Origin of the sequence: Pigmentiphaga sp. YJ18, from assembly GCF_038066655.1 — a bacterium.
Classification (GTDB): domain Bacteria; phylum Pseudomonadota; class Gammaproteobacteria; order Burkholderiales; family Burkholderiaceae_B; genus Pigmentiphaga.
Map to the genome: position 1 here is coordinate 1,254,983 of NZ_JBBUKU010000002.1, position 25,642 is coordinate 1,280,624.

At 66.4% G+C, this 25,642-nt stretch carries 20 protein-coding genes; 2 read left to right on the forward strand and 18 right to left on the reverse strand.

Translation table 11 applies throughout. The annotated features are described in order from the left end of the window. Positions 1-10: 10 nt before the first annotated feature. From nuoL to WKR98_RS19750, 14 genes are all read right to left on the reverse strand, one after another. Positions 11-2,053 (reverse strand): NADH-quinone oxidoreductase subunit L, encoded by a 2,043-nt coding sequence (gene nuoL / locus WKR98_RS19685; protein ID WP_341434463.1) that lies wholly within the window; start codon positions 2,051-2,053, stop codon positions 11-13. Positions 2,054-2,080: 27 nt separating this feature from the next. Beyond that, positions 2,081-2,389 (reverse strand): NADH-quinone oxidoreductase subunit NuoK, encoded by a 309-nt coding sequence (nuoK, locus tag WKR98_RS19690; protein ID WP_087779243.1) that lies wholly within the window; start codon positions 2,387-2,389, stop codon positions 2,081-2,083. Next, entirely contained in the window at positions 2,386-3,033 is a 648-nt protein-coding gene (locus WKR98_RS19695; RefSeq protein WP_341434464.1) for an NADH-quinone oxidoreductase subunit J, read from the reverse strand. Before WKR98_RS19695 ends, nuoK begins: the two co-directional genes overlap by 4 nt. Before the next feature lie 14 nt (positions 3,034-3,047). After that, positions 3,048-3,536, reverse strand: coding sequence for an NADH-quinone oxidoreductase subunit NuoI (gene nuoI / locus WKR98_RS19700; protein ID WP_087779241.1), 489 nt, complete (start codon positions 3,534-3,536; stop codon positions 3,048-3,050). A 41-nt stretch (positions 3,537-3,577) separates the two neighbouring features. Further along, positions 3,578-4,651, reverse strand: a complete 1,074-nt coding sequence (nuoH, locus tag WKR98_RS19705; RefSeq protein WP_124689046.1) for an NADH-quinone oxidoreductase subunit NuoH — start codon at positions 4,649-4,651, stop codon at positions 3,578-3,580. Then, positions 4,651-6,978 carry an NADH-quinone oxidoreductase subunit NuoG gene (gene nuoG, locus WKR98_RS19710; protein ID WP_341434465.1) on the reverse strand — a complete coding sequence of 776 codons (2,328 nt, stop codon included), beginning with the start codon at positions 6,976-6,978 and terminating at the stop codon, positions 4,651-4,653. The genes nuoH and nuoG overlap by 1 nt, the downstream gene beginning before the upstream one ends. Positions 6,979-7,053: 75 nt before the next feature. Beyond that, the gene (nuoF, locus tag WKR98_RS19715) at positions 7,054-8,373 is read right to left on the reverse strand and encodes an NADH-quinone oxidoreductase subunit NuoF (RefSeq protein ID WP_124689044.1); all 1,320 of its coding nucleotides are present in this window, start codon (positions 8,371-8,373) and stop codon (positions 7,054-7,056) included. Beyond that, positions 8,370-8,873, reverse strand: a complete 504-nt coding sequence (nuoE, locus tag WKR98_RS19720) for an NADH-quinone oxidoreductase subunit NuoE (protein ID WP_341434466.1) — start codon at positions 8,871-8,873, stop codon at positions 8,370-8,372. The genes nuoF and nuoE overlap by 4 nt, the downstream gene beginning before the upstream one ends. Before the next feature lie 31 nt (positions 8,874-8,904). Next, positions 8,905-10,158, reverse strand: coding sequence for an NADH-quinone oxidoreductase subunit D (locus WKR98_RS19725; protein WP_124689042.1), 1,254 nt, complete (start codon positions 10,156-10,158; stop codon positions 8,905-8,907). A 2-nt stretch (positions 10,159-10,160) separates the two neighbouring features. After that, positions 10,161-10,754 (reverse strand): NADH-quinone oxidoreductase subunit C, encoded by a 594-nt coding sequence (locus WKR98_RS19730; protein WP_124689041.1) that lies wholly within the window; start codon positions 10,752-10,754, stop codon positions 10,161-10,163. A gap of 90 nt (positions 10,755-10,844) precedes the next feature. Next, positions 10,845-11,321 (reverse strand): NuoB/complex I 20 kDa subunit family protein, encoded by a 477-nt coding sequence (locus WKR98_RS19735; RefSeq protein ID WP_087779235.1) that lies wholly within the window; start codon positions 11,319-11,321, stop codon positions 10,845-10,847. Positions 11,322-11,357: 36 nt separating this feature from the next. Continuing rightward, positions 11,358-11,717, reverse strand: a complete 360-nt coding sequence (gene ndhC, locus WKR98_RS19740) for an NADH-quinone oxidoreductase subunit A (protein ID WP_124689040.1) — start codon at positions 11,715-11,717, stop codon at positions 11,358-11,360. Between the two features lie 394 nt (positions 11,718-12,111). Next, a complete protein-coding gene (locus WKR98_RS19745) occupies positions 12,112-13,776 on the reverse strand; it encodes a methyl-accepting chemotaxis protein (protein WP_341434467.1) in 1,665 nt (554 codons plus the stop codon). Between the two features lie 146 nt (positions 13,777-13,922). Further along, positions 13,923-14,810, reverse strand: coding sequence for an NAD(P)-dependent oxidoreductase (locus WKR98_RS19750; RefSeq protein ID WP_341434468.1), 888 nt, complete (start codon positions 14,808-14,810; stop codon positions 13,923-13,925). 113 nt (positions 14,811-14,923) lie between these two features. On the opposite strand from WKR98_RS19750, the gene WKR98_RS19755 reads away from it, so the two are divergent. Then, a complete protein-coding gene (locus WKR98_RS19755) occupies positions 14,924-15,925 on the forward strand; it encodes an SDR family oxidoreductase (RefSeq protein ID WP_341434469.1) in 1,002 nt (333 codons plus the stop codon). 17 nt (positions 15,926-15,942) lie between these two features. Here WKR98_RS19755 and WKR98_RS19760 read toward each other — a convergent pair whose 3' ends face one another. Then, entirely contained in the window at positions 15,943-16,581 is a 639-nt protein-coding gene (locus WKR98_RS19760) for a UdgX family uracil-DNA binding protein (RefSeq protein ID WP_341434470.1), read from the reverse strand. Positions 16,582-16,938: 357 nt separating this feature from the next. Here WKR98_RS19760 and WKR98_RS19765 point away from each other — a divergent pair, with 357 nt between their 5' ends. Beyond that, the gene (locus WKR98_RS19765) at positions 16,939-17,847 is read left to right on the forward strand and encodes a LysR family transcriptional regulator (protein WP_124689035.1); all 909 of its coding nucleotides are present in this window, start codon (positions 16,939-16,941) and stop codon (positions 17,845-17,847) included. A gap of 58 nt (positions 17,848-17,905) precedes the next feature. On the opposite strand, the gene WKR98_RS19770 is transcribed toward WKR98_RS19765, so the two are convergent. The 3 genes from WKR98_RS19770 to WKR98_RS19780 all read right to left on the reverse strand — a co-directional run. Next, positions 17,906-18,577: a SecDF P1 head subdomain-containing protein gene (locus WKR98_RS19770; RefSeq protein ID WP_341434471.1), complete on the reverse strand. Its 672-nt coding sequence runs from the start codon at positions 18,575-18,577 to the stop codon at positions 17,906-17,908. A 22-nt stretch (positions 18,578-18,599) separates the two neighbouring features. Further along, positions 18,600-19,028: an outer membrane protein assembly factor BamE gene (locus WKR98_RS19775; RefSeq protein ID WP_124689034.1), complete on the reverse strand. Its 429-nt coding sequence runs from the start codon at positions 19,026-19,028 to the stop codon at positions 18,600-18,602. A 44-nt stretch (positions 19,029-19,072) separates the two neighbouring features. Then, positions 19,073-25,642: YadA-like family protein (locus WKR98_RS19780; protein WP_445936117.1), on the reverse strand; the 6,570-nt coding region annotated here is incomplete at its 5' end.

Sequence of the window (25,642 nt, forward strand, 5' to 3'; positions counted from 1 at the left end):
TCGCTTGCCATCAATTGTTCAGCAGGACGAAGAAGGTCACCAGGGCCATGATGCCGATGATCATGGCGAAGGCGTAGTGATAGATGTAGCCCGACTGCAGGTGGCGGACCACCCCGGCGAACCAGCCGACCAGACGGGCGCTGCCGTTGACCAGGAGGCCGTCGATCAGGGACTTGTCGCCCACCTTCCAGAAGCCGCCGCCCAGCGCGCGGGCACCGCGCGCGAACACGGCTTCGTTGATCTTGTCCATGTAGTACTTGTTGTCGAGCAGGCTGTACAGCCAGCCTGCGCGAGCCTTGATGGCGGCGGGAATGGCCGGTTTGACCATGTAGAAGAACCACGCCAGGACCACGCCGGCCAGCATCAGCCAGAACGGCACGGTACTGAAGGCATGCAGCCCGTAGGCGACCCAGCCGTGGAAGTCCTCGGCCAGGTGCTCCATGACCGGGCGGTCGGGCGAATTGAAGATCACGCCCTTGAAGAAGTCGCCGAACAGCATGGGGCCGATGGCGATCGCGCCGATGATCACGGACGGGATGGCCAGCAGCACCAGCGGCACCGTCACCACGGCGGGCGACTCGTGCGGCACGCCGCCATGGTGGTGGTCGTCGTGACCATGGTCGTCATGGCCGTGGCTATCGTGCGCGTGGTCGTCGTGTCCATGGCCATGCGCGCCCGAGGTATCGAAGCGCTCCTTGCCGTGGAAGACCAGGAAGTACAGGCGGAACGAGTAGAACGCCGTCACGAACACGCCGGCCAGCACCGCGAAGTAGGCGAAGCCCGACCCCCAGACGTGGGACAGCTTGGCCGCCTCGATGATGTTTTCCTTCGAGTAGAACCCGGCGAAGAACGGCGTGCCGATCAGCGCCAGCGACCCCAGCAGGAAGGTGATCCAGGTGATGGGCATGTACTTGCGCAGGCCGCCCATATTGCGGATGTCCTGGTCGTGGTGCATGCCGATGATGACCGAGCCCGCCGCCAGGAACAGCAGCGCCTTGAAGAAGGCGTGGGTCATCAGGTGGAAGATCGCCACCGAGTAGGCCGAGGCGCCCAGCGCGACGGTCATGTAGCCCAGCTGCGACAGCGTGGAATAGGCCACCACGCGCTTGATGTCGTTCTGGATGATGCCCAGGAAACCCATGAACAGCGCGGTGATCGCGCCGATGACGATGATGAACGACAGCGCGGTGGGCGACAGCTCGAACAGCGGCGAGAAGCGCGCCACCATGAAGATGCCGGCCGTCACCATGGTGGCGGCGTGGATCAGCGCGGAGATCGGGGTCGGGCCTTCCATCGAGTCGGGCAGCCAGACGTGCAGCGGGAACTGCGCCGACTTGCCCATCGCGCCCACGAACAGCGCGATGCAGGCCACGCTCAGCAACATCCAGTCGGTGCCCGGGAAGGTCAGGCCGGCCAGCTTGTCCGACTGCGAGAACACCTCGGTGTAGTTCATCGAGCCGGCGTAGGCGAACAGGAGGCCGATGCCCAGCACGAAGCCGAAGTCGCCGACACGGTTGACCAGGAAGGCCTTCATGTTGGCGAAGATCGCGGTGGGACGGGTGTACCAGAAGCCGATCAGCAGATAGGACACCAGGCCCACGGCTTCCCATCCGAAGAAGAGCTGGAGCATGTTGTTGGACATGACCAGCATCAGCATCGAGAAGGTGAACAGCGAGATGTAGGCGAAGAACCGCTGGTAGCCGGGATCGTCCTTCATGTAGCCGATGGTGTAGATGTGCACCATCAGCGACACCGAGGTGACCACCACCATCATCATGGCCGACAGCGTGTCGATCATGAAGCCGATTTCCAGCTTGATGCCGCCGATCGCGCTCCAGGTGTAGAGCGTGCCGTTGAAGGTGTTGCCCGCCAGGACGTCCTGCAGCACGAAGGCCGAGCCGATGGCCGAGACCAGCACGCCCAGGATCGTGACCCAGTGCGCGCCGGCACGGCCGACCCAGCGTCCGAGGAAGCCGGTGCCGAACAGGCCGGCGATGGCGGACCCGACCAGCGGGGCGAAAGCGATAAGGAGATAGAGCTTAGGTACCGACATGTCTTGATTTTCTCGTAGCCCGGACCGTCAGCCCTTCAGCCGGTCAAGTTCATCAACATTGATCGTGTTCAGGTTGCGGAACAATACAACCAGGATCGCCAGGCCGATGGCGGATTCGGCGGCCGCCACGGTCAGGATGAAGAACACGAACACCTGCCCGCTCAGATCGCCCATCCAACTGGAGAAAGCGACGAAATTCATGTTCACCGCCAGCAGCATCAGTTCGATCGCCATCAGCAGCACGATGATGTTCTTGCGGTTGAGGAAGATGCCGACGATGCTGATCGCGAACAGGATCGCGCCCAGCACGAGGAAGTGGCCTAGGGTCAGGGTCATGGTTGGCTTCCCTTGGGTTCGGTGGCGGCAGGCGCCGGGGCGCTCTCGCCTTCCTGGGAATTTTCGGTTTGCGACGGAATCGATACCAGGCGCACGCGATCCTGGCGGCGCACGCGGATCTGCTCGGACGGCCGGGTCACCTTGACGTCGGAGCGGCGGCGCAGCGTGAGCGCGATGGCGGCGACCATGCCCACCAGCAGGATCACGGCGGCGATCTCGACCGCGTAGATGTATTCGGTGTACATCGCCACGCCGATGGCACGCGTGTTGTTGAAGTCGGCCGGTGCCTGCGGCACGCTGGGATCCCAGTAGGCATTGGCCAGCACGAAGGCCATTTCGCCCACCATGATGGCGCCCACCACGATGCCCAGCGGCAGGTAGGTCTTGAAGCCCTGGCGCAGCTTGGCGCTGTCGATGTCCAGCATCATCACGACGAACAGGAACAGCACCATCACCGCGCCCACGTACACGAGCACCAGCAGGATGGCGAGGAACTCCGCCTTCAACAGCATCCAGATCATGGACGCGGTGAAGAACGACAGCACCAGGTGCATGACGGCGGTAACGGGGCTGCGCGCGACGATGACCCGGCAGGCGGCCACGACAAGGATCGCGGCGAATATATAGAACAGTATGGCGGTCATGGTTTGGGTTTCGGTTACCGGTATTTCGCGTCCTGCGCACGGTTCTGCGCGATCTCGGCTTCATAGCGGTCGCCGACCGCCAGCAGCATTTCCTTGGTGAAATACAGGTCGCCCCGCTGCTCGCCGTGATATTCGTGGATGTGCGTCTCGACGATGGAGTCCACCGGGCAGCTTTCCTCGCAGAAGCCGCAGAAGATGCACTTGGTCAGGTCGATGTCGTAGCGGTTGGTGCGGCGCGTGCCGTCCTCGCGCACCTCGGATTCGATCGTGATCGCCACCGCCGGACAGACCGCCTCGCACAGCTTGCAGGCGATGCAGCGCTCTTCCCCGTTGGGGTAGCGCCGCAAGGCATGCAGGCCCCGGAAGCGCGGGGACATCGGGGTCTTTTCCTCGGGATACTGCACCGTGATCTTGCGGGCGAACATGTACCGCCCCGTCAGGCGCAATCCCTTGAGGAGTTCGGTCAGCATCAGGCTGCCGAAGAATTCCTTGATCGCTTGCATGATTCAGTCCTGCCTATTCTTGGGCTCGCACAGGGCGGGCATTACTTCCAGATGTTCCAGGACGTCTGCATCCAGACCGCCACCACCAGCAGCCAGACCAGCGTCAGCGGGATGAAGACCTTCCAGCCCAGGCGCATGATCTGGTCGTAGCGATAGCGCGGGAAAGACGCACGGAACCAGATGAACAACGAGACCACGAAGAACGTCTTGAGCGCCAGCCAGATCCAGCCCGGCACCCAGGTCAGCGGCGCCACGTCGATCGGGGGCAGCCAGCCGCCCAGGAACATGATCGAGGCCAGCGCGGACAACAGGATCATGTTGGCGTATTCGCCCAGGAAGAACAGGGCGAAGGTCATGCCGGAGTATTCCACCATGTGGCCCGCCACGATCTCGGACTCGCCCTCGACCACGTCGAAGGGATGGCGGTTGGTTTCCGCCACGGCCGAGATGATGTAGACCACGAACAGCGGCAGGAGCGGCAGCCAGTTCCACGACAGGAAAGTCAGCCCCATGCCGGCGAAGCGTCCATCGGCCTGCTTCAGGACGATCTCGCTCATGTTCAGGCTGCCGGACACCAGCAGCACCGTCACCAGCACGAAGCCGATGGCCAGCTCATAGGACACCATCTGCGCCGAGGCGCGCAGCGCGCCCAGGAAGGCGTACTTCGAGTTCGAGGCCCAGCCGGCGATGATCACGCCGTAGACGCCCAGCGAAGTGATGGCCATGATGTAGAGCAGGCCGGCGTTGACGTTGGCCAGCACGACCTCGGGGCCGAACGGCACCACCGCCCAGGCGGCCAGCGCAGGCATCAGCACCACGGCGGGCGCCACGATGTAGAGCACCTTGTTGGCGTTGCTGGGAACGATCACTTCCTTGGTCAGCAGCTTGAGCACGTCGGCGAACGGCTGCAGCAAGCCCTTCGGGCCCACGCGGTTGGGCCCCAGGCGAACGTGCATCCAGCCGATCATCTTGCGTTCCCAGTACGTGAGGTAAGCCACGCACAGGATGATGGGCACCGCGATGCAAACGATCTTGACGATGTTCCACACCACCGACCAGGCTACCGGGCCGATCAGCTCCGTTCCTTGAGCCTGAATGACGTCGATCCACTGCATCAGGCACGCTCCACGCTGAGTTGTTCGAATGCGCCGCCGAGCGCGAAGGTCGAGGCATGGGCGGCGGCGATGCGCACGGCGCCTGCCGGCACGGCGTCATCCACGGAAAGGAAGAGTTCGATCGAGCCGGTCGACGACTTCACGCGCACGCGGTCGCCGTCGGCCAGGCCCAGGCCGGCCACGGTCGCGGCGTTGACACGGGCCTCGGGCGCATCGGCGGCCGAGGTCGACTGCAGCGCCGGCGCGCGGCGCGCGATGGCGTCGCTGGAGAACAGCGGTACGTCTGCCACGCGTTGCAGGCCCTGGACCTCGCTGCCCACCCCCGGCTTGGCGCCGATGGCGTTCGACAGGCGCGGCGCGATCTCGCCGGCCAGCACCGCGTCGCGCACGGATTCGGAGGTCTCGTCGTCGAAGCCGGGCAGCTCCAGGGCATTGCCCAGCACGCGCAGCACCTTCCAGCCAGGACGCGTCTGGCCCAGCGGACGGACCGTGCCCTTGAAGCTCTGCGCCCTGCCCTCGGCATTGACGAAGGTACCCGAGGTTTCGGTGAACGGCGCGATGGGCAGCATCACGTGGGCCCAGTCCTCGGCGGCGGAGCGGTACGAGGTCAGGGCCACGTTGAATTGCGCGGCGCGCAGCGCGCGCAGCGCGGCCACGCCGTCGGCCGCGTCCAGCGCCGGTTCGGCATGCACCACGATGTGAGCCTTGAGCGGCTCGGCGAACATCTGCGCCGCGGTCTTGCCGCCGCGCATCGGCACGGCTTCGGCCAGGTAGCCGCCCACCGTGTTGCCGCCCTCGGTCGTGAAGCCCAGGCGGGCGCCGGTGGCCTGCGCGATCAGTTGCGCGTTGGCCGCCAGCGTCGAGGCTTGCGGATGCTGCGCCGCCAGGTTGCCCAGCAGCACGGCGGTGTTTTCGCCGGAAGCCAGCAGCGCGGCGATGCGGCGGGCCGCTTCGCCCGGCTGCACGCCGGCCAGTTCGGGCGCGATGGCCGCTTCCTTGGCCTGGGCCAGCGCCACGGCGATCTCGGCCAGCACGGACGGCAGCGCTGCCGGGGCGACCGTGACGCGCTCGGCCACGGGCATCAGCGGATCGTCGGCCGCCACGTCGACCAGGATGACCTGCGTGCCGGCCTTGGCGGCCTGGCGCAGGCGCTGGGCCAGCAGCGGATGGTCCTTGCGCAGGAAGGAACCGACCACCAGCACGCGGTCCAGCGCGCCGACGTCGGCCAGGGCCATGCCCAGCCACGGGGCGCCGCCGCGCGCGGCGTCGAAGCCGGCGTCGGTCTGGCGCAGGCGGAAATCGATGTTGTCGGAACCCAGGGCCCGCACCAGGCGGGCCAGCAGCGCGAATTCCTCGGTGGTGGCGTATTGGGCCGCCAGCGCGCCGATCTGGCCGGCGCCGTAGCTGTTCTTGACCGATTGCAGCCCGGCCGCGACGGCGTCCAGCGCCTCGGCCCACTCGACTTCCTTCCATAGTCCGTCGGTGCCGCGCACCATCGGAACGGCCAGGCGGTCCTCGCTGTTCAGGCCTTCGTACGAGAAGCGGTCGCGGTCGCTGATCCAGCACTCGTTGACGGCTTCGTTCTCGAACGGCACCACGCGCATGACGCGGTCGTTCTTGACCTGCACGATCAGGTTGGCGCCGATGCTGTCATGCGGGCTGATCGACTTGCGGCGGGCCAGCTCCCAGGTGCGGGCGCTGTAGCGGAACGGCTTGGACGTGAGCGCGCCGACCGGGCAGATGTCGATCATGTTGCCCGACAGCTCGGACTCGACCGCACGGCCCACGAAAGTGGTGATCTCGGAATGCTCGCCACGGTTGATCATGCCGAGTTCCATCACGCCGGCGATCTCCTGGCCGAACCGCACGCAGCGGGTGCACTGGATGCAGCGGGCCATTTCCTCGGCCGACACCAGCGGGCCCAGGTTCTTGTGGAACACGACGCGCTTTTCCTCGCTGTAGCGCGAGGACGAGCCGCCGTAGCCCACGGCCAGGTCTTGCAGCTGGCATTCGCCGCCCTGGTCGCAGATCGGGCAATCGAGCGGGTGGTTGATCAGCAGGAACTCCATCACGCCCTTCTGGGCGTTGATGGCCTTCTCGGAAGCGGTATGGACCACCATGCCGTTGCTGACCGGAGTGGCACAGGCGGGCAGCGGCTTGGGGGCCTTCTCGACGTCGACCAGACACATGCGGCAGTTGGCCGCGATCGACAGCTTCTTGTGATAGCAGAAATGCGGCACGTAGAGGCCGACCTTCTGGGCGGCATGCATGATCATGCTGCCCTCGGCCACCTCCACTGTCTTGCCGTCGATCGTAATTTCAACCATCTTATTTCCGTTTGCCCCGTCATCGGGCGGAGCGTGTGCGTTTCGGTAAATGCCTGTTTGCGCGCGGGCCGGCGGCTACAGGTACTCGGGCACCAGGCAGTGCTTGTGCTCGATGTGGTACATGAATTCGTCGCGATAGTGCTTCAGGAAGCCCCGCACCGGCATGGCCGCGGCATCGCCCAGCGCGCAGATCGTGCGGCCCATGATGTTGCCGGCCACCGAATCGAGCAGGTCCAGGTCTTCCGGGCGGCCCTTGCCGCTCTCGATGCGTTGGACCACGCGGTACAGCCAGCCCGTGCCTTCGCGGCACGGCGTGCACTGGCCGCAGCTTTCCTCGAAATAGAAATACGACAGGCGCAGCAGCGACTTCACCATGCAGCGCGTTTCGTCCATCACGATGACCGCGCCCGATCCCAGCATCGACCCGGCCTTGGCGATCGAGTCGTAGTCCATCGTGCAGTCCATCATGATATGGGCCGGCACCACGGGGGCGCTGGAGCCGCCGGGAATCACCGCCTTCAACTTGCGGCCGCCCCGCACGCCGCCGGCCAGCTCCAGCAGCTTGGAGAACGGCGTACCCATCGGCACCTCGAAGTTGCCGGGGTATTCGACGTCGCCCGAGACCGAGTACAGCTTGGTGCCGCCGTTGTTGGGCTTGCCCACCTGCAGGTAGGCGTCGCCGCCGTGGCGGATGATCCAGGGCACCGCGGCGAAGGTCTCGGTGTTGTTGATCGTGGTGGGCTTGCCGTACAGACCGAAGCTGGCCGGGAACGGCGGCTTGAAGCGCGGCTGGCCCTTCTTGCCTTCCAGCGATTCGAGCAGCGCGGTTTCCTCGCCGCAGATGTAGGCGCCGTAGCCGTGGTGGCCGTGCAGCTGGAAGCTGAAATTCGAGCCGAGGATGTTGTTGCCCAGGAAGCCGGCGGCGCGCGCCTCTTCCAGCGCTTCCTCGAAACGCTCGTACACCTCGAAGATCTCGCCGTGGATGTAGTTGTAGCCCACGGAAATGCCCATCGCGTAGGCGGCGATGGCCATGCCCTCGATCACGATGTGCGGGTTGTAGCGCAGGATGTCGCGATCCTTGAACGTGCCCGGCTCGCCTTCGTCGGAGTTGCAGACCAGGTACTTCTGGCCCGGGAAGGTGCGCGGCATGAAGCTCCACTTCAGGCCGGTCGGGAAGCCCGCGCCGCCACGGCCGCGCAGTCCCGAGGACTTGACCTCGGCGATGACCTGCTCGGGCGTCATGCCGGTGGACAGGATCTTGCGCAGGGCCTCGTAGCCGCCGCGCGCGACGTAGTCGTTCAGGCGCCAGTTGCTGCCGTCCAGCCCCGCCATGATCTGCGGGTCGATGTGGCGGTTGTGGAACGCCGTGCTGATGACCGGTTCGGCCACGCTCATTTTGCACCTCCGGCATTCGCCTCGGCCTTCAATTCATCGACGAGCGCGTCGAGCTTGGCCTCGGACATCTGAATGCACATACGCTTGTTGTTCACCAGCAGCACGGGCGCGTCGCCGCAGGCTCCCATGCATTCGCCCTCGACCAGCGTGAACACACCGTCCGGGGTCGTTTCCCGATAATCGATACCCAGCTTCTGCTTCAGGTGGTGCCCGGCCTTCTCGCCGTCGCGCAGGGCACAGGGCAGGTTGGTGCAGACCGAGATCTTGTACCGCCCCATGGGCTTGAGGTTGTACATGTTGTAGAAGGTCGCGACTTCCTGCACGGCGATGGGAGGCATGCCGAGGACGTTCGCGACTTCTTCCATCACCTCTTGCGACAGCCAGCCCTTCTCGTCCTGCGCGATGGCCAGCGCCGCCATCACGGCGGACTGTTTCTGTTCGGCCGGGTACTTGGAGACTTCGCGGTCGATCTTCTTGAGGGCCTGTTCGGAAAGCAGCATGGTGGTATCCGGTTGGGACGCGGTCATGGGTTCAGCGGTCGATCTCGCCGAACACGATGTCCTGCGTGCCGATAATCGTGACGGCGTCGGCGATCATGTGGCCGCGCGCCATCTCGTCCAGCGATTGCAAGTGGGCAAAGCCCGGGGCGCGGATCTTCAGGCGGTACGGCTTGTTCGCGCCGTCCGACACCAGGTAGATGCCGAATTCGCCCTTGGGGTGCTCGACCGCGGCATAGGCCTCGCCCGGGGGCACGTGGAAACCTTCGGTGAAGAGCTTGAAATGGTGGATCAGCTCTTCCATGCTGGTCTTCATCTCGGCGCGGCTGGGCGGAGCGACCTTGTGGTTGCTCGTCATGACGGGGCCGGGATTGTTGCGCAGCCATTCCACGCACTGCTTGATGATGCGGTTGCTCTGGCGCATTTCCTCGATGCGGACGAGGTAGCGGTCGTAGCAGTCGCCGTTCGTGCCCACCGGCACGTCGAAGTCGACCAGGTCGTAAACCTCGTAGGGCTGCATCTTGCGCAGGTCCCACGCGATGCCCGAACCGCGCAGCATCGGGCCGGTGAAGCCCAGCGCCTTGGCGCGCTCGGGGCTGACGATGCCGACGTCGACCAGGCGCTGTTTCCAGATCCGGTTGTCGGTCAGCAAGGTCTCGTATTCGTCGATGTAGCCGGGGAAGCGATTGGTGAAGGACTCGATGAAGTCGAGCAGCGAGCCCGAGCGGTCATCGTTCAGGGCCTTCATTTCCTTGTCGCTGCGCAGTTTGCTGGGGCGGTACTGCGGCATGCGCTCGGGCAGGTCGCGGTAGACGCCGCCCGGGCGGTAGTAGGCCGCGTGCATGCGGGCGCCCGAGACCGCCTCGTAGCAGTCCATCAGGTCCTCGCGCTCGCGGAAGGCGTACAGGAACACCGCCATCGCGCCCACGTCCAGCGCGTGCGAGCCCAGCGACATCAGGTGGTTCAGCACGCGGGTGATCTCGTCGAACATCACCCGGATGTACTGCGCCCGCAGCGGCACCTCCACGCCCAGCAGCTTTTCGATCGCCATGACGTAGGCGTGCTCGTTGCACATCATGGACACGTAGTCGAGACGGTCCATGTAGGGCAAGGCCTGCAGGAAGGTCTTGTGCTCGGCCAGCTTTTCGGTGGCCCGGTGCAGCAGCCCGATGTGGGGGTCGGCGCGCTGGATGACTTCGCCGTCCAGTTCCAGCACCAGGCGCAGCACGCCGTGCGCGGCCGGGTGCTGGGGACCGAAGTTGAGGGTGTAGTTCTTGATCTCTGCCATGATTAGCGCCCTGCTCCGTAACCGTCTTCGCGGATGACCCGCGGCGTGACTTCGCGCGGCTCGATGGTGACGGGCTGGTAGATGACCCGCTTCTGCTCGGGGTCGAAACGCATTTCGACGGTGCCCGACAGCGGGAAGTCCTTGCGGAAGGGATGGCCGATGAAGCCGTAGTCGGTCAGGATGCGGCGCAGGTCGGGGTGTCCCTCGAACAGCACGCCGTAGAAATCGAAGGCCTCGCGCTCGTACCAGTTGACGCCGGACCAGACGTCCACCAGGGACGGCACGACCGGCATGTCGTCGTCGGCGGCGTAGGTGCGCACGCGCAGGCGCCAGTTGTGGGCGATCGAGATCAGGTGCAGCACCACGGCGAAGCGCCCGGTCTCGCGCACCTCGTTGCCGTAGGTGGAGTAGTCGACGCCGCACAGGTCGATGCAGCTCTCGAAGCTCAGCCCGGCATCGTCGCGCAGCGTCCGGCACACTTCCACGTACCGGTCCACCGGCACCTCGAGCGTCAGCTCGCCCAGGGCGAGAGTCAGGCGGATATCTTCGCCCAAGGCGCTAAGCAGATTCTGGCGCAGGGTTTCAAGCTTGGTCATGAGCGCTCGGATCAAAAGACGACGCCGGACGGGCCTGGGCCGGTCCGGGCGGAAGGATGGGAGTGGAAAGCGCGCGCACCGGCATCGACGTCAACGCGCGATGGTGTTGGTGCGACGGATCTTGTTCTGCAATTGCAGCAAGCCGTACACCAGCGCTTCGGCGGTGGGGGGGCAGCCCGGGACGTAGACGTCGACCGGCACGATGCGATCGCAGCCGCGCACCACCGAATAGGAATAGTGATAGTACCCGCCGCCGTTGGCGCACGAGCCCATGGAAACCACCCAGCGCGGTTCCGGCATCTGGTCGTAGACCTTGCGCAGGGCCGGCGCCATCTTGTTGCACAGCGTGCCGGCCACGATCATCAGATCGGACTGGCGCGGGCTGGGCCGGAAGATGATGCCGAAGCGGTCGAGGTCGTAGCGGGCCGCGCCCGCGTGCATCATTTCGACCGCGCAACAGGCCAGGCCGAAGGTCATGGGCCACAGCGACCCCGTCTTCGCCCAGTTGATGACCTTGTCCGCGGTCGTGGTGATGAAGCCTTCGTTGAGAATTCCGTCGATAGCCATGAATGAAACCCGATGTCCTTCGGCGTGCTGCTGGGATCACTCCCAGTCGAGCGCGCCCTTTTTCCATTCGTAGATGAAGCCGACCACGAGAACGGCCAGAAATACCGCCACGGTCCCGAAGCCCAGCAGGCCTACCTGCTCGTTGGCCATGGCCCACGGAAACAGAAACGCGATCTCGAGATCGAACAGGATGAACAGGATGGCGACGAGGTAGTACCGCACGTCGAACTTGATGCGCGCGTCCTCGAAAGCCTCGAAGCCGCATTCGTACGGAGAGAGCTTTTCGCTGTCCGGCCGGTTCGGGCCGATCACGGAGCCCAGGAACATCAGCGCGAAACCGATGACGCTGCCCACGATGATGAACAGCAGGACAGGAAGGTAACTCTCGATATTCATCAGGTAACCTGTTCGAGTCACGCCACGGACATGAAATGTGCCCGAGGCGTCATTTGCAAAATCGGCAGGATGCGGACCAGACTTCCTTGCGGCGGACAAGCCGGAATGCCGCCCGTTGCCGCCCCGTCCGGGGCCGGCGCCATTCTAGACCACCTGCGTGTGTTTACATGCAAGGATGTATGTTTTTGCGCGGACCGCTGCGTTGTGAAGCCAGCGCGTGTCGACACAAAACTGTCGGCGCAAAACCAAAACTGTCTTACCGGCTACTGCGGTAACTGTCGGACATGCATGTTTCATACCCACGCGCGTCCGGCCGAAAGTATAGCGCAAACCCTGAGTCAACCGAAACGCCTCCCCACCCTTGCCTCCCGGGGAAAACCGCGTGCGGCAAGGCTTACGACACCCTGAACGAACTGACGGTTTCGTCGACCGTACGAACGGTTTCACGCAGGCTGGCGGCCTGGGCCGCCATGGCGCCCGCCGCCTCGCGGTAATGCCCGGCCATGCCGGCCACGTCGCCCACGTGGCGGGCCACGCCGTCGTTCAGCGACGCCTGCTCGCGCAGCGCCTGGCCGATGGCGGCCACCACCCGCGCCGCCTGCTCGGACCCCGCATGCAGTTCACCCATGAAACGGCCCGCTTCGCCGGCGCTGGCCTGCCCCACCGTCACGGCCTGCACCACTTCCCGCATCAGTTCGGCGGCAGCCATCGTTTCATCGGCGATGCGTTCCACGGTCTGGCCGATCTGCAAGCTGGATGCCGCGCTCTTCTCGGCCAGCGTCCTGACCTGCTCGGCCACGACGGCGAACCCTCGGCCCCCCTCGCCCGCCCGGGCCGCCTCGATCGCCGCGTTCAGGGACAAGAGCTTGGTCTGCCCGGCGATGTCCGAAATCAGCCGGGCCACGTGGCGGATCGATTCGCCATGGCGCCCCAGCGCCTCCAGCGCCCGTGACGCCGCCGCCATCCGGCCGGCGATCGCGTCCATCTGCCCACCCGCCGTCCCGATCAGCTCGCCGCCGCGCTGGGCCAGGCCGCAGGCGTCGCGCGACAGGCCGATCGCCTCGTCCACCGACTGCGCGACCTGCGCCATGCTGGCGGCCACCGCCTGCATGGACGTGGCCATGCGGCCGGCGGCCTCGTTCTGGCGGGCCGCGCCCCCGGCCACGTCGGCCGCGCCGGCCGACACCTCGTCGCCAGCGGCGTTCATGGTGGCCGACAGGCCCTGCATCGTCGCCAGCGACGTGCGCATGCGCGCCACCAGCCGGTCCAGCGCGCGCGCCATGTCGGCCACCTCGTCCTTGCCGCCCACGTCCGCGCGGGGGCGGAAGTCCAGGTCGTCGGCGATGGACGACAGGCGCGACCGCATGCCATCGATCGCGCCCACGATGGCGCGCCCCGTGCGCCAGGCGCCCGCCAGCATCAGCAGGATCGCCGCCAGCCCCACGCCCGCGATCAGGCCCGCCAGGCCGCGGCTTGCCTGCCGCAACTCGGCCGCCCGCTCGGCCGCGGCCTGCGCGCCGGCCTCGGCCAGCGCCTGCATGGCCTGCTGCGCCTGCACGTAGTAGGACTCCTGCGCGGAATAGGCGGCCAGGTATTTCAGCAGCAGGAAGCGTTGGCGCTCTTCACCGTCCACCTCCACCAGTTGCTTGAGCAGATCGGTAAGCGGTTTTTCCTTTTCTGCCCAAGCATGGAAGGCCGTATCGAAGGTCCGCAGCGCCTCGGCCTCGCCGTCGGTGGCGGGCGCGTCCGCCAAGGCCGCCCGGGCGGCTTCCATCGCGGTCCAGGTGCGCCCCTTCGACTGCAGCATGCGCTCCCATTCGTTGCGGGCCTCGATGGAGTATTCATCGGCCCACTGGAGCGGTTCCAGGCTGTGGCGGGCGACCTGCACCTGCCCTTCCCGCAGCGCGCCCAGCGCCACCAGCGCCGGCACCCGCCGCTGCGCGTAGTCGTCGACGGCGGCGCTCAGGCGCAACAGCCCGGCCACCGCACAACCGGCCACGACCGCGATCGCCACGATGCCGGCGATCCCCAAGGCGAACAATTTGCTGCGTATCTTCATGACGTCCTGATGAAAACCCTAGGCCATAAACGGCAACGGCGGGGTTCCCGAGAACCCCGCCGTTGCGCGTCATTCCGTTTATCGGCCCGGACCGGACGGCTCTTTAGCACCGTTACATCAATGAAGGCTCGATGACAGCGGCAGCTTCACTCGTAGCGCCGCACCAGTCCCGCCACGTCGCCCGCGAACACCTCGGGCTCGTGCTCGCGCACCTGTTCGTACAGGCCGGAGCAAAAGGCCGACACCGGCGTGCGGGCATCGAACTCGGCCGCCATGCGCTGCGAAATGCCGATGTCCTTGGCCATCAGCTCGACCGCGGTGCGCGTGGGCTGGAAACGGCCGGCGGCCATGGCCGGCCCGAATATCTGCAAGGGCTGCGAGTCCGCGAAACCGCCCGCCAGCGCCGGCGCCAGCCGTTCCACGTCCACCCCGGCGCGCCGTGCGAGACCATAGGTTTCGGCGATGGTCAGCACATTCACCGCGACGATCATCTGGTTGCAGATCTTGGTGGTCTGGCCCGCGCCGGCCGGCCCCATGTGGGTCACGCGCGAGGTCAGCGGCGCCAGGAAAGGCCCCGCCGCCTCGAGGTCCGCGGCCTCGCCGCCAACGAAACAGATCAGCGTGCCGCCCTCGGCCCCCGGCACGCCGCCCGACACGGGTGCGTCCAGCCACGAGGCGCCGGTCCGCTCGCGCAGGCGCCGGCCGAGATCGCGCGCCTGCTCGGGCTCGATGGTGGAAAAATCGATCACCACCTTGCGCGAGCCCTGCGGGCCCGCGCTGGCCAGGCCGTCCGGACCGAATACCACCGACTCGACCGCCGCCCCGTCCTTGACGCAGATCCCCACCACGTCCGCCGCCCCCAGCACCAGGGCGGGCGTGCCCGCCAGACGCGCGCCGGCGGCGACCAGCTCGGCCGCCCTGCCGGCGTTGCGGTTCCACACCGTCAGCGCATGGCCCGCCGCGAGCAGCCGGCGCGCCATGGGCAGGCCCATGTTGCCGAGTCCGATGAAGCCGAAGTGCCGGGGTGTGTCCATGAAACGATGCTCCTGTCCGTGGCGGCCCGCGCCGCATGCGAGGCATCATATCCGCCTCCTGGCAGGCACGCTTCGTGCGCAAGCCGAGCGACGAGCAAGCAAGGAGCGTCCCCATGAAATATCGCCTGAAGAAACTGTCCGACCAGGTCATCGTCATCACCGGTGCCAGCAGCGGGATAGGCCTGGCCACGGCCCGCGAAGCCGCCCGGCGCGGCGCCCGCGTGGTGCTGGCCTGCCGCGACCAGGAACGCCTAGACACCCTGGCCGAGGAACTACGCGCGGACGGCGGCCAGGCCATTGCCGTGCAGATGGACGTGGGCAGGCGCGAAGACCATGAACGGCTGCTGCAGGCGGCGCTGGACGCCCATGGCACGGTGGATACCTGGATCAACAACGCCGGGGTCTCGATCTTCGGCCGCATCGAGGACGTACCGGTCGAAGACCAGCGCAAGCTCTTCGACACGAACTACTGGGGCGTGGTCTACGGCTCCATCGTGGCCGTCGGCCACCTGCGCGAACATGGCGGGGCCCTGATCAACGTGGGCAGCGAGGTATCGGATCGGGCGGTGCCGCTGCAAGGCGCCTATTCCGCCTCCAAGCATGCGGTCAAGGGCTTCACCGATGCACTGCGCATGGAACTGGAAAGCGAAGGCGCGCCCGTCTCGGTCACGCTGATCAAGCCCGCCTCCATCGCGTCGGGCTTCACCGCCCATGCGCGCAACTACATGGACGTCGAACCACGCCTGCCGCCGCCGGTCTACGCGCCCGAGGTCGCGGCCCACGCCATCCTTTACGCCGCCGAACACCCGCGCCGCGACCTTTACGTGGGCAGCGCCGCCAAGGCGCTCGGACAGTTCGGGCAGCGCATGCCCAGCCTGGCCGACCGGATGGCGAACTGGCTGATCAAGCACCAGCGCACCGGCATCCCCTCCCGCTCGCGCGAGGATGCGCTGGAGTCCCCGGGCCGGGAGGACACGCCGGCCTACCCGCAGCGAGGCCGGCGCCACAGCGCCTATACGCACATGGCGACGCGGGGCCGCGCGCCCATGCTGGCCGCCTGCGCCGTGGTGCTGGTGGGCGCGGCGCTGGGCGTCGCCCATGCCCGGCGGTCCTGAACCCGGCGCGCCGGTGGCTACCGGCCCCGGCCCTCGCGCATCAACCGGCCCGCCTGCCTGAGCGCGGCCACGATGGTGTCGTAGGCCTGCTTGCGGGCGTCCGGGTCGGGCGCCCGCAACGCATACGAGGGATGATAGGTGGGCACGACCAGCCGGCCGGCGCACGTCAGTACCTCACCCAGCCGGTCCCGCAGGCCAGCTCGATAATCGTGCAGCACCGACTTCAGCGCGGTCGCGCCCAGCGCCACCACGACGCGTGGATCCACCGCCTCGTATTCCTTCTCGAGCCAGTAGCGGCAAGCCTCGATCTCGCGCTGCCCGGGCGTCTTGTGCATACGCCGCTTGCCGCGCTGCGACCACTTGAAGTGCTTGACCGCATTGGTCACGAACACGTCGTCTCGATCCACCCCGGCCTCGGCCAAGGCCGCGTCCAGCATCGCGCCCGCGGGGCCGACGAAAGGGCGACCCGCCAAGTCTTCCTTGTCGCCGGGCTGCTCGCCCACCATCATGATGCGCGCCCGCTTCGGACCTTCCCCGCCCACGCCCTGCGTGGCGTCGTGCCACAGCCGGCAGCGCCGGCAGGCGTCCAGCGTGGAGGGATGCTGGTCGGGCACCACCAGTACCTCGGACAAGGCGGCTTGGGCGTGCGTGGTCATCGTCGGCTCCCCGGGGGGTCGGCTGGGCCGCCGCAAGCCCTATGCCCGGCGGGCTCTTTGGGACACCTACGGGCTGCTGGGGGAAGTTCACGTGCAGCCGGCGGCAAGGAAAACCGATAGTAATTATCGGTTTTTCACCGTAGATGCGAGGAAAACTCGTCCAGTACCATTCGTTTCACCCAGCCAGATGATAAGAATCGAGTCTACCGACCCCCTTCCCATGGCTCAATAAGAACAAGAACCGCGCATGGCTGCCGCCTCACGCGGCATTTTCTCGTGCCGGCGCACGAGCGCCTCCGATCGGCTGGAATCCCTGCGACCGTTCGCGCCTGCCGGCTCGAAAAGGTTCGCTAACAGATGGATCTTCTCGCCTCAGCACGCATCTATACCCGGGTAGTAGAACTCGGAAGCATCTCCGCCGCCGCACGCGAATTCGAAATGGGGCAACCTGCGGTCAGCGAACGCATCGACAAACTGGAAAAATACCTCGGCGCCAAGCTGCTCTTGCGCAGCGCCCGTACGCTGGTCTGTACGGAAGAAGGCCGCACCTTCTACGATCACAGCAAACGATTGCTGGTTACTGCTGATGCGACGATTACCTCCATCCTGAACCAGGAACCCGGCAACATCCGCGGCAGGGTCCGCATTGCCTCGGCCCAATGTTTCGGCGAAATCGTCCTGCCTCGGGCACTGCTGCACGCTCGCCAAAAACACCCCCAACTCCAACTCGACCTGGTCCTGAACGACGCCGTCGTCGACCCCGTCACGGAAGGAGTCGACATCTCGATACGCCTCGGCTCCCTGGGAGAAGGCGGCTTCGTGGCCCACCCGCTCGGGCAAGTCAACCGAGTCCTGGTCGCCGCGCCGTCCTTCATCGAAGCGCATGGCCCCATCGACACTCCGGCCCATCTCGCTCACCATCCCTTCATCCGCGTCAAGGGAATCTTCAGCAACAACAGGCTTGCGCTGAAGCACCCCACGGAAGGACTTCAGCAGATAACGATCAACACCGCCTGCACGACCAGCCATTGGCGTCCGATGTATGAACTGATACAAGCCGGCAGCGGCATCGGCGTCGTCCAGCAGCCAGCATGCGTGCAGGCCTTGAAACAGGGCAGGCTGATACAGCTGCTGCCGCAATACGTCGTTCCCCCGTTCGACGCCCACGCCCTCGTGCACGCCCACCGCCCCACCGCCCCCAGGATTCGAGCCGTCCTGGAGGTGCTCAAGAAGGAAGTCCCCTTGCTGCTGAAGGGGAAACACTAAGCTCGACTCTCAACCCGCCTGCGCCAACCTGCGGCGCGCGCCGCAAACGCGGCGGCAATCATCGCGCCGGCGGTCTTGGCGCCGGCGCGGGTGCCGGTGCTGGTGCCGGTGCGGAGGCCGGGGCAGGTGCTTCCGGCGGCCTGCCCGCAATGGCATTGGCCACGTTGATCGCCTGCTGTTCGGAATTCATCGCGAGATCCAGCACGCCGTCGGCAATACGGTTGACGATTTGCGGAACGCCAACCAATTGATTGTTGATTGTGAAAATCAACCACTTGCCCACGTTTCGGCCCGAGATTTCCGCCAGCTTCTGGGCCCCCGCCGGGGTGAAGCGGAGGCTGAGGAACGGCTGCCCCTGGCCGGACCTCATCGGTATCGCATCGGCCAGATCGGCCCGAGTCAGGACCGGCGCGGGCAGGTAATAGAAAAGGCGGCCCTGCAAGTTGAATTGTTGCAGGCCCGTACCAGGCTGCGCCTGGGCAAGGCGAAAATCCACCGCGGGCGCAGCGATCTGGGATACAGGACGACCAGCCTGGGTCGAAGGCGGCGTCTGCGCTCCCGGTTGTGCCGGCGCGGGCCGGGCGGCCATCGCTGGATTCGCCGCCGGCGGTTGTCCAGGCGATGACGCAGGCGGCCCAGCCTCCGCCTGCGGATTTTTCATCGGCTGCTGGCACGCTGCCAACATCGCGGCCGATAGCAGCAAGATACCCGAACGCATCACGGTTTTCATCGACCTTTCCAAAGGACGGCTCTCACGGACGTGGGGAATTGTTCAGAAGGTCCGCGCACTCCTGTGGCTTCCACAGAAAGGTGCGCGCCAAGGCATCCTTGTCATAAAGAATCTTGTATTGGCATTGCATGGCTCCGCCGTCCGCCTGCATGTGGAAGAGGTAATCCCACTCCCGCACCCCAAGAATCCCTTCATTGAAATGAGGCGGTCCAAGCAAGTCATTGATTTGCGATTTGCTCATCCCCGCCCGGACGATGCGCAAGTTGTCCATATTGGGCCAGGTTCCCCGGGTATCCGCGGACGGCCCCGGTTCAGGGAACACCGCCTGCTCCGTCGTCCCCTCCGGCGATACCTGGCTGAGATTTCCGCATCCGGCCAGTACCGCGGACAGAAGCAGCGCTCCCAGTGCCCCCACGGATCCCGCCCCACACACCGATATCCTGCTGCTCATCGATCGATAGCCTCCACGATTCCCTGATTTCATGCCACGCCGGCCTACCATTGAAAGCCCACCCCGACCGCCGCACCGTAGTCGCCGCGCGATGTGCTGCTGGCCAGGCCCTTGATCACCCACTTGCCGTTGTCGGACACCGTGGAGATGCCCATGGCGATGCCGCTCTGGCCGCGCCAGGTCGCACCGCCCAGGCTGACCATGCTCTTGCCCGGGCTATAAGCCTGAGGCAGCGCAGACATCGCCATCGCCGCCGCGACCCCCGCGCTCAGGCGAGCGTCGACATACTGCAAGTCGCGCCGCATGCCGGACATCTGCTGGTTTATTCCTCTTTCGGCCTCGCGCAGCTGATTGACGTTGACCGCATCGGTACCCTCCCGGCCCGCCGCGACGTTGATGACCTGGCGCTCCTGGCCTACCGCTCCCACGGAGACCGTGTCATCGCGCGTGGTGGTGGAATTCGCCCCGACCGCGACCGAGTTGTTGCCGGAAGCGTTGGCGCCATTGCCGACGGCGGTCGAGTTTTCCCCGCTGGCCCGGGCGTTGTTGCCGACAGCCGTCGCGTTCTGGCCGGACGCCACCGCGCCGCTGCCGCCCGCCACGGAATTACCGCCACTAGCCTGCGGCGGCGTGGGCGGCGTGCTGCCCTGATTGACCTGGAACATGCCGTCGGCGCCCTGCCTGATCTTGGTGACGTCGCCCTCCACCGTGGTCACACGATCACCCAAGCGGTCGACCGTCTCGCCAACTTCCACCACGGTCCCTGCCACTTCATCAATACGCTGGTCCGTATAGGCATTGGCCTCCTTGACCGCGCCCTCGAGCTGCCGCAGGTTGACCGCATCGGTCGCGTTACGCCCATCGGCCACATTGCTGATGGTGCGCTCGGCACCGGCCGCCCCGACGGAAACCGTCCCGGCCGTCCGGTTCTGCGCACCGGAGTACTGACCGGTGTAGCTCTCGGCGCCGCGATCCGCGACCGCTCCGGCGCCCAAGGCCACGTCCCCGTCCTTCCTGGCTTCGGCGCCATTGCCGGCCGCGACGGAATTGGTGCCCGTGGCCGTGGCCGCCGGCCCCATCGCCGCGCTTCCAGTGCCGGTGGCCCGCGCCGCCGGCATTTCCGAGTTGGCTCCGCCATTGGCCTGGTAGTACTTGCTCTCGAATCCACCCGTGGTGATCCGGTTGACCGTATCGCCCAGGCTGCTGAGCGCGAGGTTGGTGGCAAACAGTTGCGAACCATTGATCGCGTCCAGGCTGTCCGCGGTGACACGACCCGCGGCGACGTTCTGGATCTGGCGGGGCGCCTCCCCGCTACCCACGCTGACCACATCGCCCGCGGCCGGCGCCCCTCCCGCATACACATAGGTGACACCATTGATCGTCACCGTGGAGGACGGCGCGGCGGCCGACGCGGTCGAACCGTTCCCCAGGACCACGGCTCCGTTCAGGTTCGTGTTCGTCAACGAAACATTGTTCCCCAGCACGAAGGCGTTGGCGGCGGCAACCGTATTGCCATTGCCGATCGCCAGGGCACCGTCTCCCGTCACCGTGTTCGCATTGCCCACGGCCACCGACCGGACGCCATCGGCCACGGCATTGGCGCCCACCGCCACGCTTCCCTCCTTGCCGGCCTGCGCCTGGCGCCCGACCGCCAAGGCACTGTCGCCCGTGGCCGTTGCGTCATAACCCACCGCCGTACTGCCCTGGCCCTGCGCCGACGAATCGCTGGGCGCCAGCCCGGCTTCGTTCGTACGCACGTAACGGATGCCCTGGCCGTTCACATCGGTGTTCGCCTGGCTCGTATCGCCCGCGATCGTGGTGATCGTGTCGCCGATCCCCGCGATGTCGGACGCGTTCTGCGCCACGTTCCGGTTGGTCTCGTACAGTTGCGCCCCATTGACCGCGTCCGTGCTCGTGGCCGACAGCTCGCCCTGCGACACGTTCGTGATCCGCGTGCCGCCGGTGGCGCCACCATCGGTCGACGGCGCACCCGCCAGCGTGATCGTGTCTTTCGCATCGCCCACGTTACCGTCGTACTTCACGGCACGGTCACTGACGTTGCCGACGCTGGTCTCGACCGCCTTGAGCTGGCTCACGTTCACCGCATCGGTGTCCGTCGCGCCCGCCGCCACGTTGGTGATACGGCGCTCGTTGCCCGCGCTGCCCACGCTCACTTCACCCACAGGTGCCGTGCCGGCAATCCTTCCCGTACCCGGGTTGTAGGCGGCCATGCCCAACGTGCTGCCGTCAGCGACCGAGTTCGCGCCCAGCGCCACGCTGCCCGCGTGACTGGCGCGGGCTTCGCGGCCCAGCGCCAGCGCGCTGTCGGCCGTCGCCGTCGCGTTGTAGCCCACCGCCGTGCTGCCCTGACCTTGCGCCGACGAATCGCTGGGCGCCAGCCCGGCGTCGTTCGTGCGCACATAGCGGACACCCAGGCCATTGGCGTCGGTATTCGCCTGGCTCGTATCACCCGCGATCGTGGTCAGGGTGTCGCCCAACTGCGTCACGTTGCCTTCGACCGTGGTCACCCGGCCATCCAGCGCCGTCACGTTTTCGTTCGTCTGATGCAACTGCGCACCATTGACCGCGTCCGTACTCGTCGCCGACAACTCCCCCTGCGACACGTTGGTAATCCGCGTACCGCCCGTGGCCCCACCGTCGGTCGACGGTGTGCCCGCCAACGTGATCGTGTCTTTCGCATCGCCCACGTTACCGTCGTACTTCACGGCACGGTCGCTGACGTTGCCGACACCGGCCTCAACGGACTTGAGCTGGCTCACGTTCACCGCATCGGTGTCCGTCGCGCCCGCCGCCACGTTGGTGATACGGCGCTCGTTGCCCGTGCTGCCCACACTGACTTCACCCACAGGGGCCGTGCCAGCCAGGGCGCCCGTGCCTGGGTTGTAGGCGGCCATGCCCAACGTGCTGCCGTCAGCGACCGAGTTCGCACCCAAGGCCACGCTGCCTGCGTGGCTCGCCTGGGCTTCACGACCCAGTGCCAGTGCACTCTCGGCAGTCGCCGTCGCGTTGTAGCCCACCGCCGTGCTGCCCTGGCCCTGCGCCGACGAATCGCTGGGCGTCAGCCCGGCTTCGTTCGTGCGCACATAGCGGATGCCCAGGCCATTGGCGTCGGTATTCGCCTGGCTCGTATCACCCGCGATCGTGGTCAGGGTGTCGCCCAATTGCGTCACATTGCCTTCGACCGTGGTCACCCGGCCATCCAGCGCCGTCACGTTCTCGTTCGTCTGATTCAGTTGCGCACCATTGACCGCGTCCGTGCTGGTCGCCGACAACTCCCCCTGCGACACGTTGGTGATCCGCGTACCGCCCGTGGCCCCACCGTCGGTCGACGGTGTGCCCGCCAACGTGATCGTGTCCTTCGCATCGCCTACGTTGCCGTCGTACTGCACCGCACGATCACCCAGGTTGTTCACGTTCGTGGCCACCGACTGCAACTGGCTGACGTTCACCGCATCGCTCGCTTGCGCACCCGCGGCCACGTTCGTCACCCGGCGTTCGGTTCCGGCACTGCCGACACTGACCTCGCCCACGGGCACCGTTCCAGCAATCGTGCCCGTGCCCGGGTTGTACGCTGCCATGCCCAGCGTGCTACCGTCAGCGATCGAGTTCGCACCCAAGGCCACGCTGCCTGCGTGGCTCGCCTGGGCTTCACGACCCAGTGCCAGTGCACTCTCGGCAGTCGCCGTCGCGTTGTAGCCCACCGCCGTGCTGCCCTGGCCCTGCGCCGACGAGTCGCTGGGCGTCAGCCCTGCTTCGTTCGTCCGCGCGTAACGGATACCCAGGCCATTCGCATCCGTGTTCGCCTGGCTGGTATCACCCGCGATCGTGGTGATCGTGTCGCCTATCCCCGCGATATCGGACGTGTTCCGGGCCACGTTCTCATTCGTCTGATTCAGTTGCGCGCCATTGACCGCGTCCGTGCTCGTGGCCGACAACTCCCCTTGTGACACGTTGGTGATCCGCGTGCCACCCGTGGCGCCACCATCGGTAGACGGTGTGCCCGCCAGGGTGATCGTGTCCTTCGCATCGCCCACGTTGCCGTCGTACTGCACCGCACGGTCACCCAGGTTATTCACGTTCGTGGCCACCGACTGCAACTGGCTCACGTTCACCGCATCGCTCGCCGCCGCGCCCGCAGCCACGTTCGTGACCCGGCGTTCGTTGCCAGTACTGCCCACGCTGACCTCGCCCACGGGGGCCGTGCCAGCAAGGGTTCCCGTACCCGGGTTGTAGGCGGCCACGCCCAACGTGCTGCCGTCAGCGACCGAGTTCGCGCCCAAGGCCACGCTGCCCGCGTGGCTTGCCTGCGCTTCACGGCCCAGCGCCAGCGCGCTGTCGGCCGTCGCCGTCGCGTTGTAGCCCACCGCCGTGCTGCCCTGGCCTTGTGCCGACGCGTCGCTGGGCGTCAAGCCCGCCTCGTTCGTGCGCACATAGCGGATACCCAGGCCGTTCGCATCGGTATTCGCCTGACTCGTATCACCCGCGATCGTGGTGATCGTATCGCCGATCCCGGCGATGTCGGACGTGTTCCGCGCCACGTTCTCGTTCGTCTGATTCAGTTGCGCACCATTGACCGCATCCGTGCTCGTGGGCGACAACTCGCCTTGCGACACGTTCGTGATCCGCGTCCCCCCCGTGGCGCCGCCATCGGTCGACGGCGTGCCTGCCAGCGTGATCGTGTCCTTCGCATCGCCCACGTTGCCGTCGTACTGCACCGCCCGATCACCCAGGTTGTCCACGTTCGTGGCCACAGATTGCAACTGGCTCACGTTCACCGCATCGGTCGCTACCGCACCCGCTGCCACGTTCGTGACCCGGCGCTCGTTGCCGGTGCTACCCACACTGACCTCGCCCACGGGCGTTGCGCCAGCAATCGTGCCCGCGCTTGGGTTGTACGCCGCCATGCCCAGCGTGCTACCGTCGGCGACCGAGTTCGCGCCCAAGGCCACGCTGCCCGCGTGGCTTGCCTGCGCTTCGCGGCCCAGCGCCAGCGCGCTGTCGGCCGTCGCCGTCGCGTTGTAGCCCACCGCCGTGCTGCCTTGACCTTGTGCCGACGAATCGCTGGGCGTCAGCCCTGCTTCGTTCGTCCGTACATAGCGAATGCCCAGGCCATTCGCATCCGTGTTCGACTGGCTCGTATCACCGGTAATGTTGGTCAGCGTGTCGCCCAGTTGCGTCACGTTCTGGTTCGTCTCGTACAGCTGCGAGCCGTTTACCGCATCCGTACTCGTCGCGGACAACTCGCCTTGCGACATGTTCGTGATCCGCGTACCGCCCGTGGCCCCACCGTCTGTCGATGGCGTACCCGCCAGGGTGATCGTGTCCTTCGCATCGCCCACGTTGCCGTCGTACTGCACGGCACGGTCACCCAGGTTGTTCACGTTCGTGGCCACCGACTGCAACTGGCTCACGTTCACCGCATCGGTCGCTACCGCACCCGCTGCCACGTTCGTGACCCGGCGTTCGGTGCCGGCGCTGCCCACACTGACCTCGCCCACCGGCGCCGTCCCGGCGATCGTGCCCGTGCCCGGGTTGTACGCACCCGTACTCAGCGTGCTGCCATCAGCGACCGAATTCGCACCCAGCGCCACGCTGCCCGCGTGACTGGCGCGGGCTTCGCGGCCCAGCGCCAGCGCGCTGTCGGCCGTGGCCGTCGCGTTGTAGCCCACCGCCGTGCTGCCCTGCCCTTGCGCCGACGAATCGCTGGGCGCCAGCCCAGCTTCGTTCGTGCGCACGTAACGGATGCCCAGGCCATTCGCATCCCTGTTCGCCTGGCTGGTATCACCCGCGATCGTGGTGATCGTGTCGCCGATTCCCGCGATATCGGACGTGTTCCGGGCCACGTTTTCATTCGTCTGATTCAGTTGCGCACCGTTGACCGCATCCGTGCTGGTCGCCGACAGCTCGCCCTGAGACACGTTGGTGATCCGCGTACCGCCCGTGACGCCGCCGTCGGTCGATGGCGTGCCCGCCAGCGTGATCGTATCCTTCGCATCGCCCACATTGCCGTCGTACTGCACGGCACGATCACCCAGGTTGTTCACGTTCGTGGCCACCGACTGCAACTGGCTCACGTTCACCGCATCGCTCGCCTGCGCACCCGCTGCCACGTTCGTGACCCGGCGCTCGTTGCCAGCGCTGCCCACACTGACCTCGCCCACGGGCACCGTTCCGGCAATCGTGCCCGTGCCCGGGTTGTACGCCGCCATGCCCAGCGTGCTACCGTCAGCGACCGAGTTCGCGCCCAAGGCCACGCTGCTTGCGTGGCTTGCTTGCGCTTCACGGCCCAGCGCCAGCGCGCTGTCGGCGGTCGCCGTGGCGTTGTAACCCACCGCCGTGCTGCCTTGACCTTGTGCCGACGAGTCGCTGGGCGTCAGCCCTGCTTCGTTCGTCCGTGCATAGCGAATGCCCAGGCCGTTCGCATCGGTGTTCGCCTGGCTCGTGTCACCCGCGATGTTGTTGAACGTATTGCCCAGCTGCGTCACATTCTGGTTCGTCTCGTACAACTGCGATCCATTGACCGCGTCCGTGCTCGTGGCCGACAGCTCGCCCGCCGCCACGTTGCTGATCGTCGTCGGGTTGCCGCCCGGATT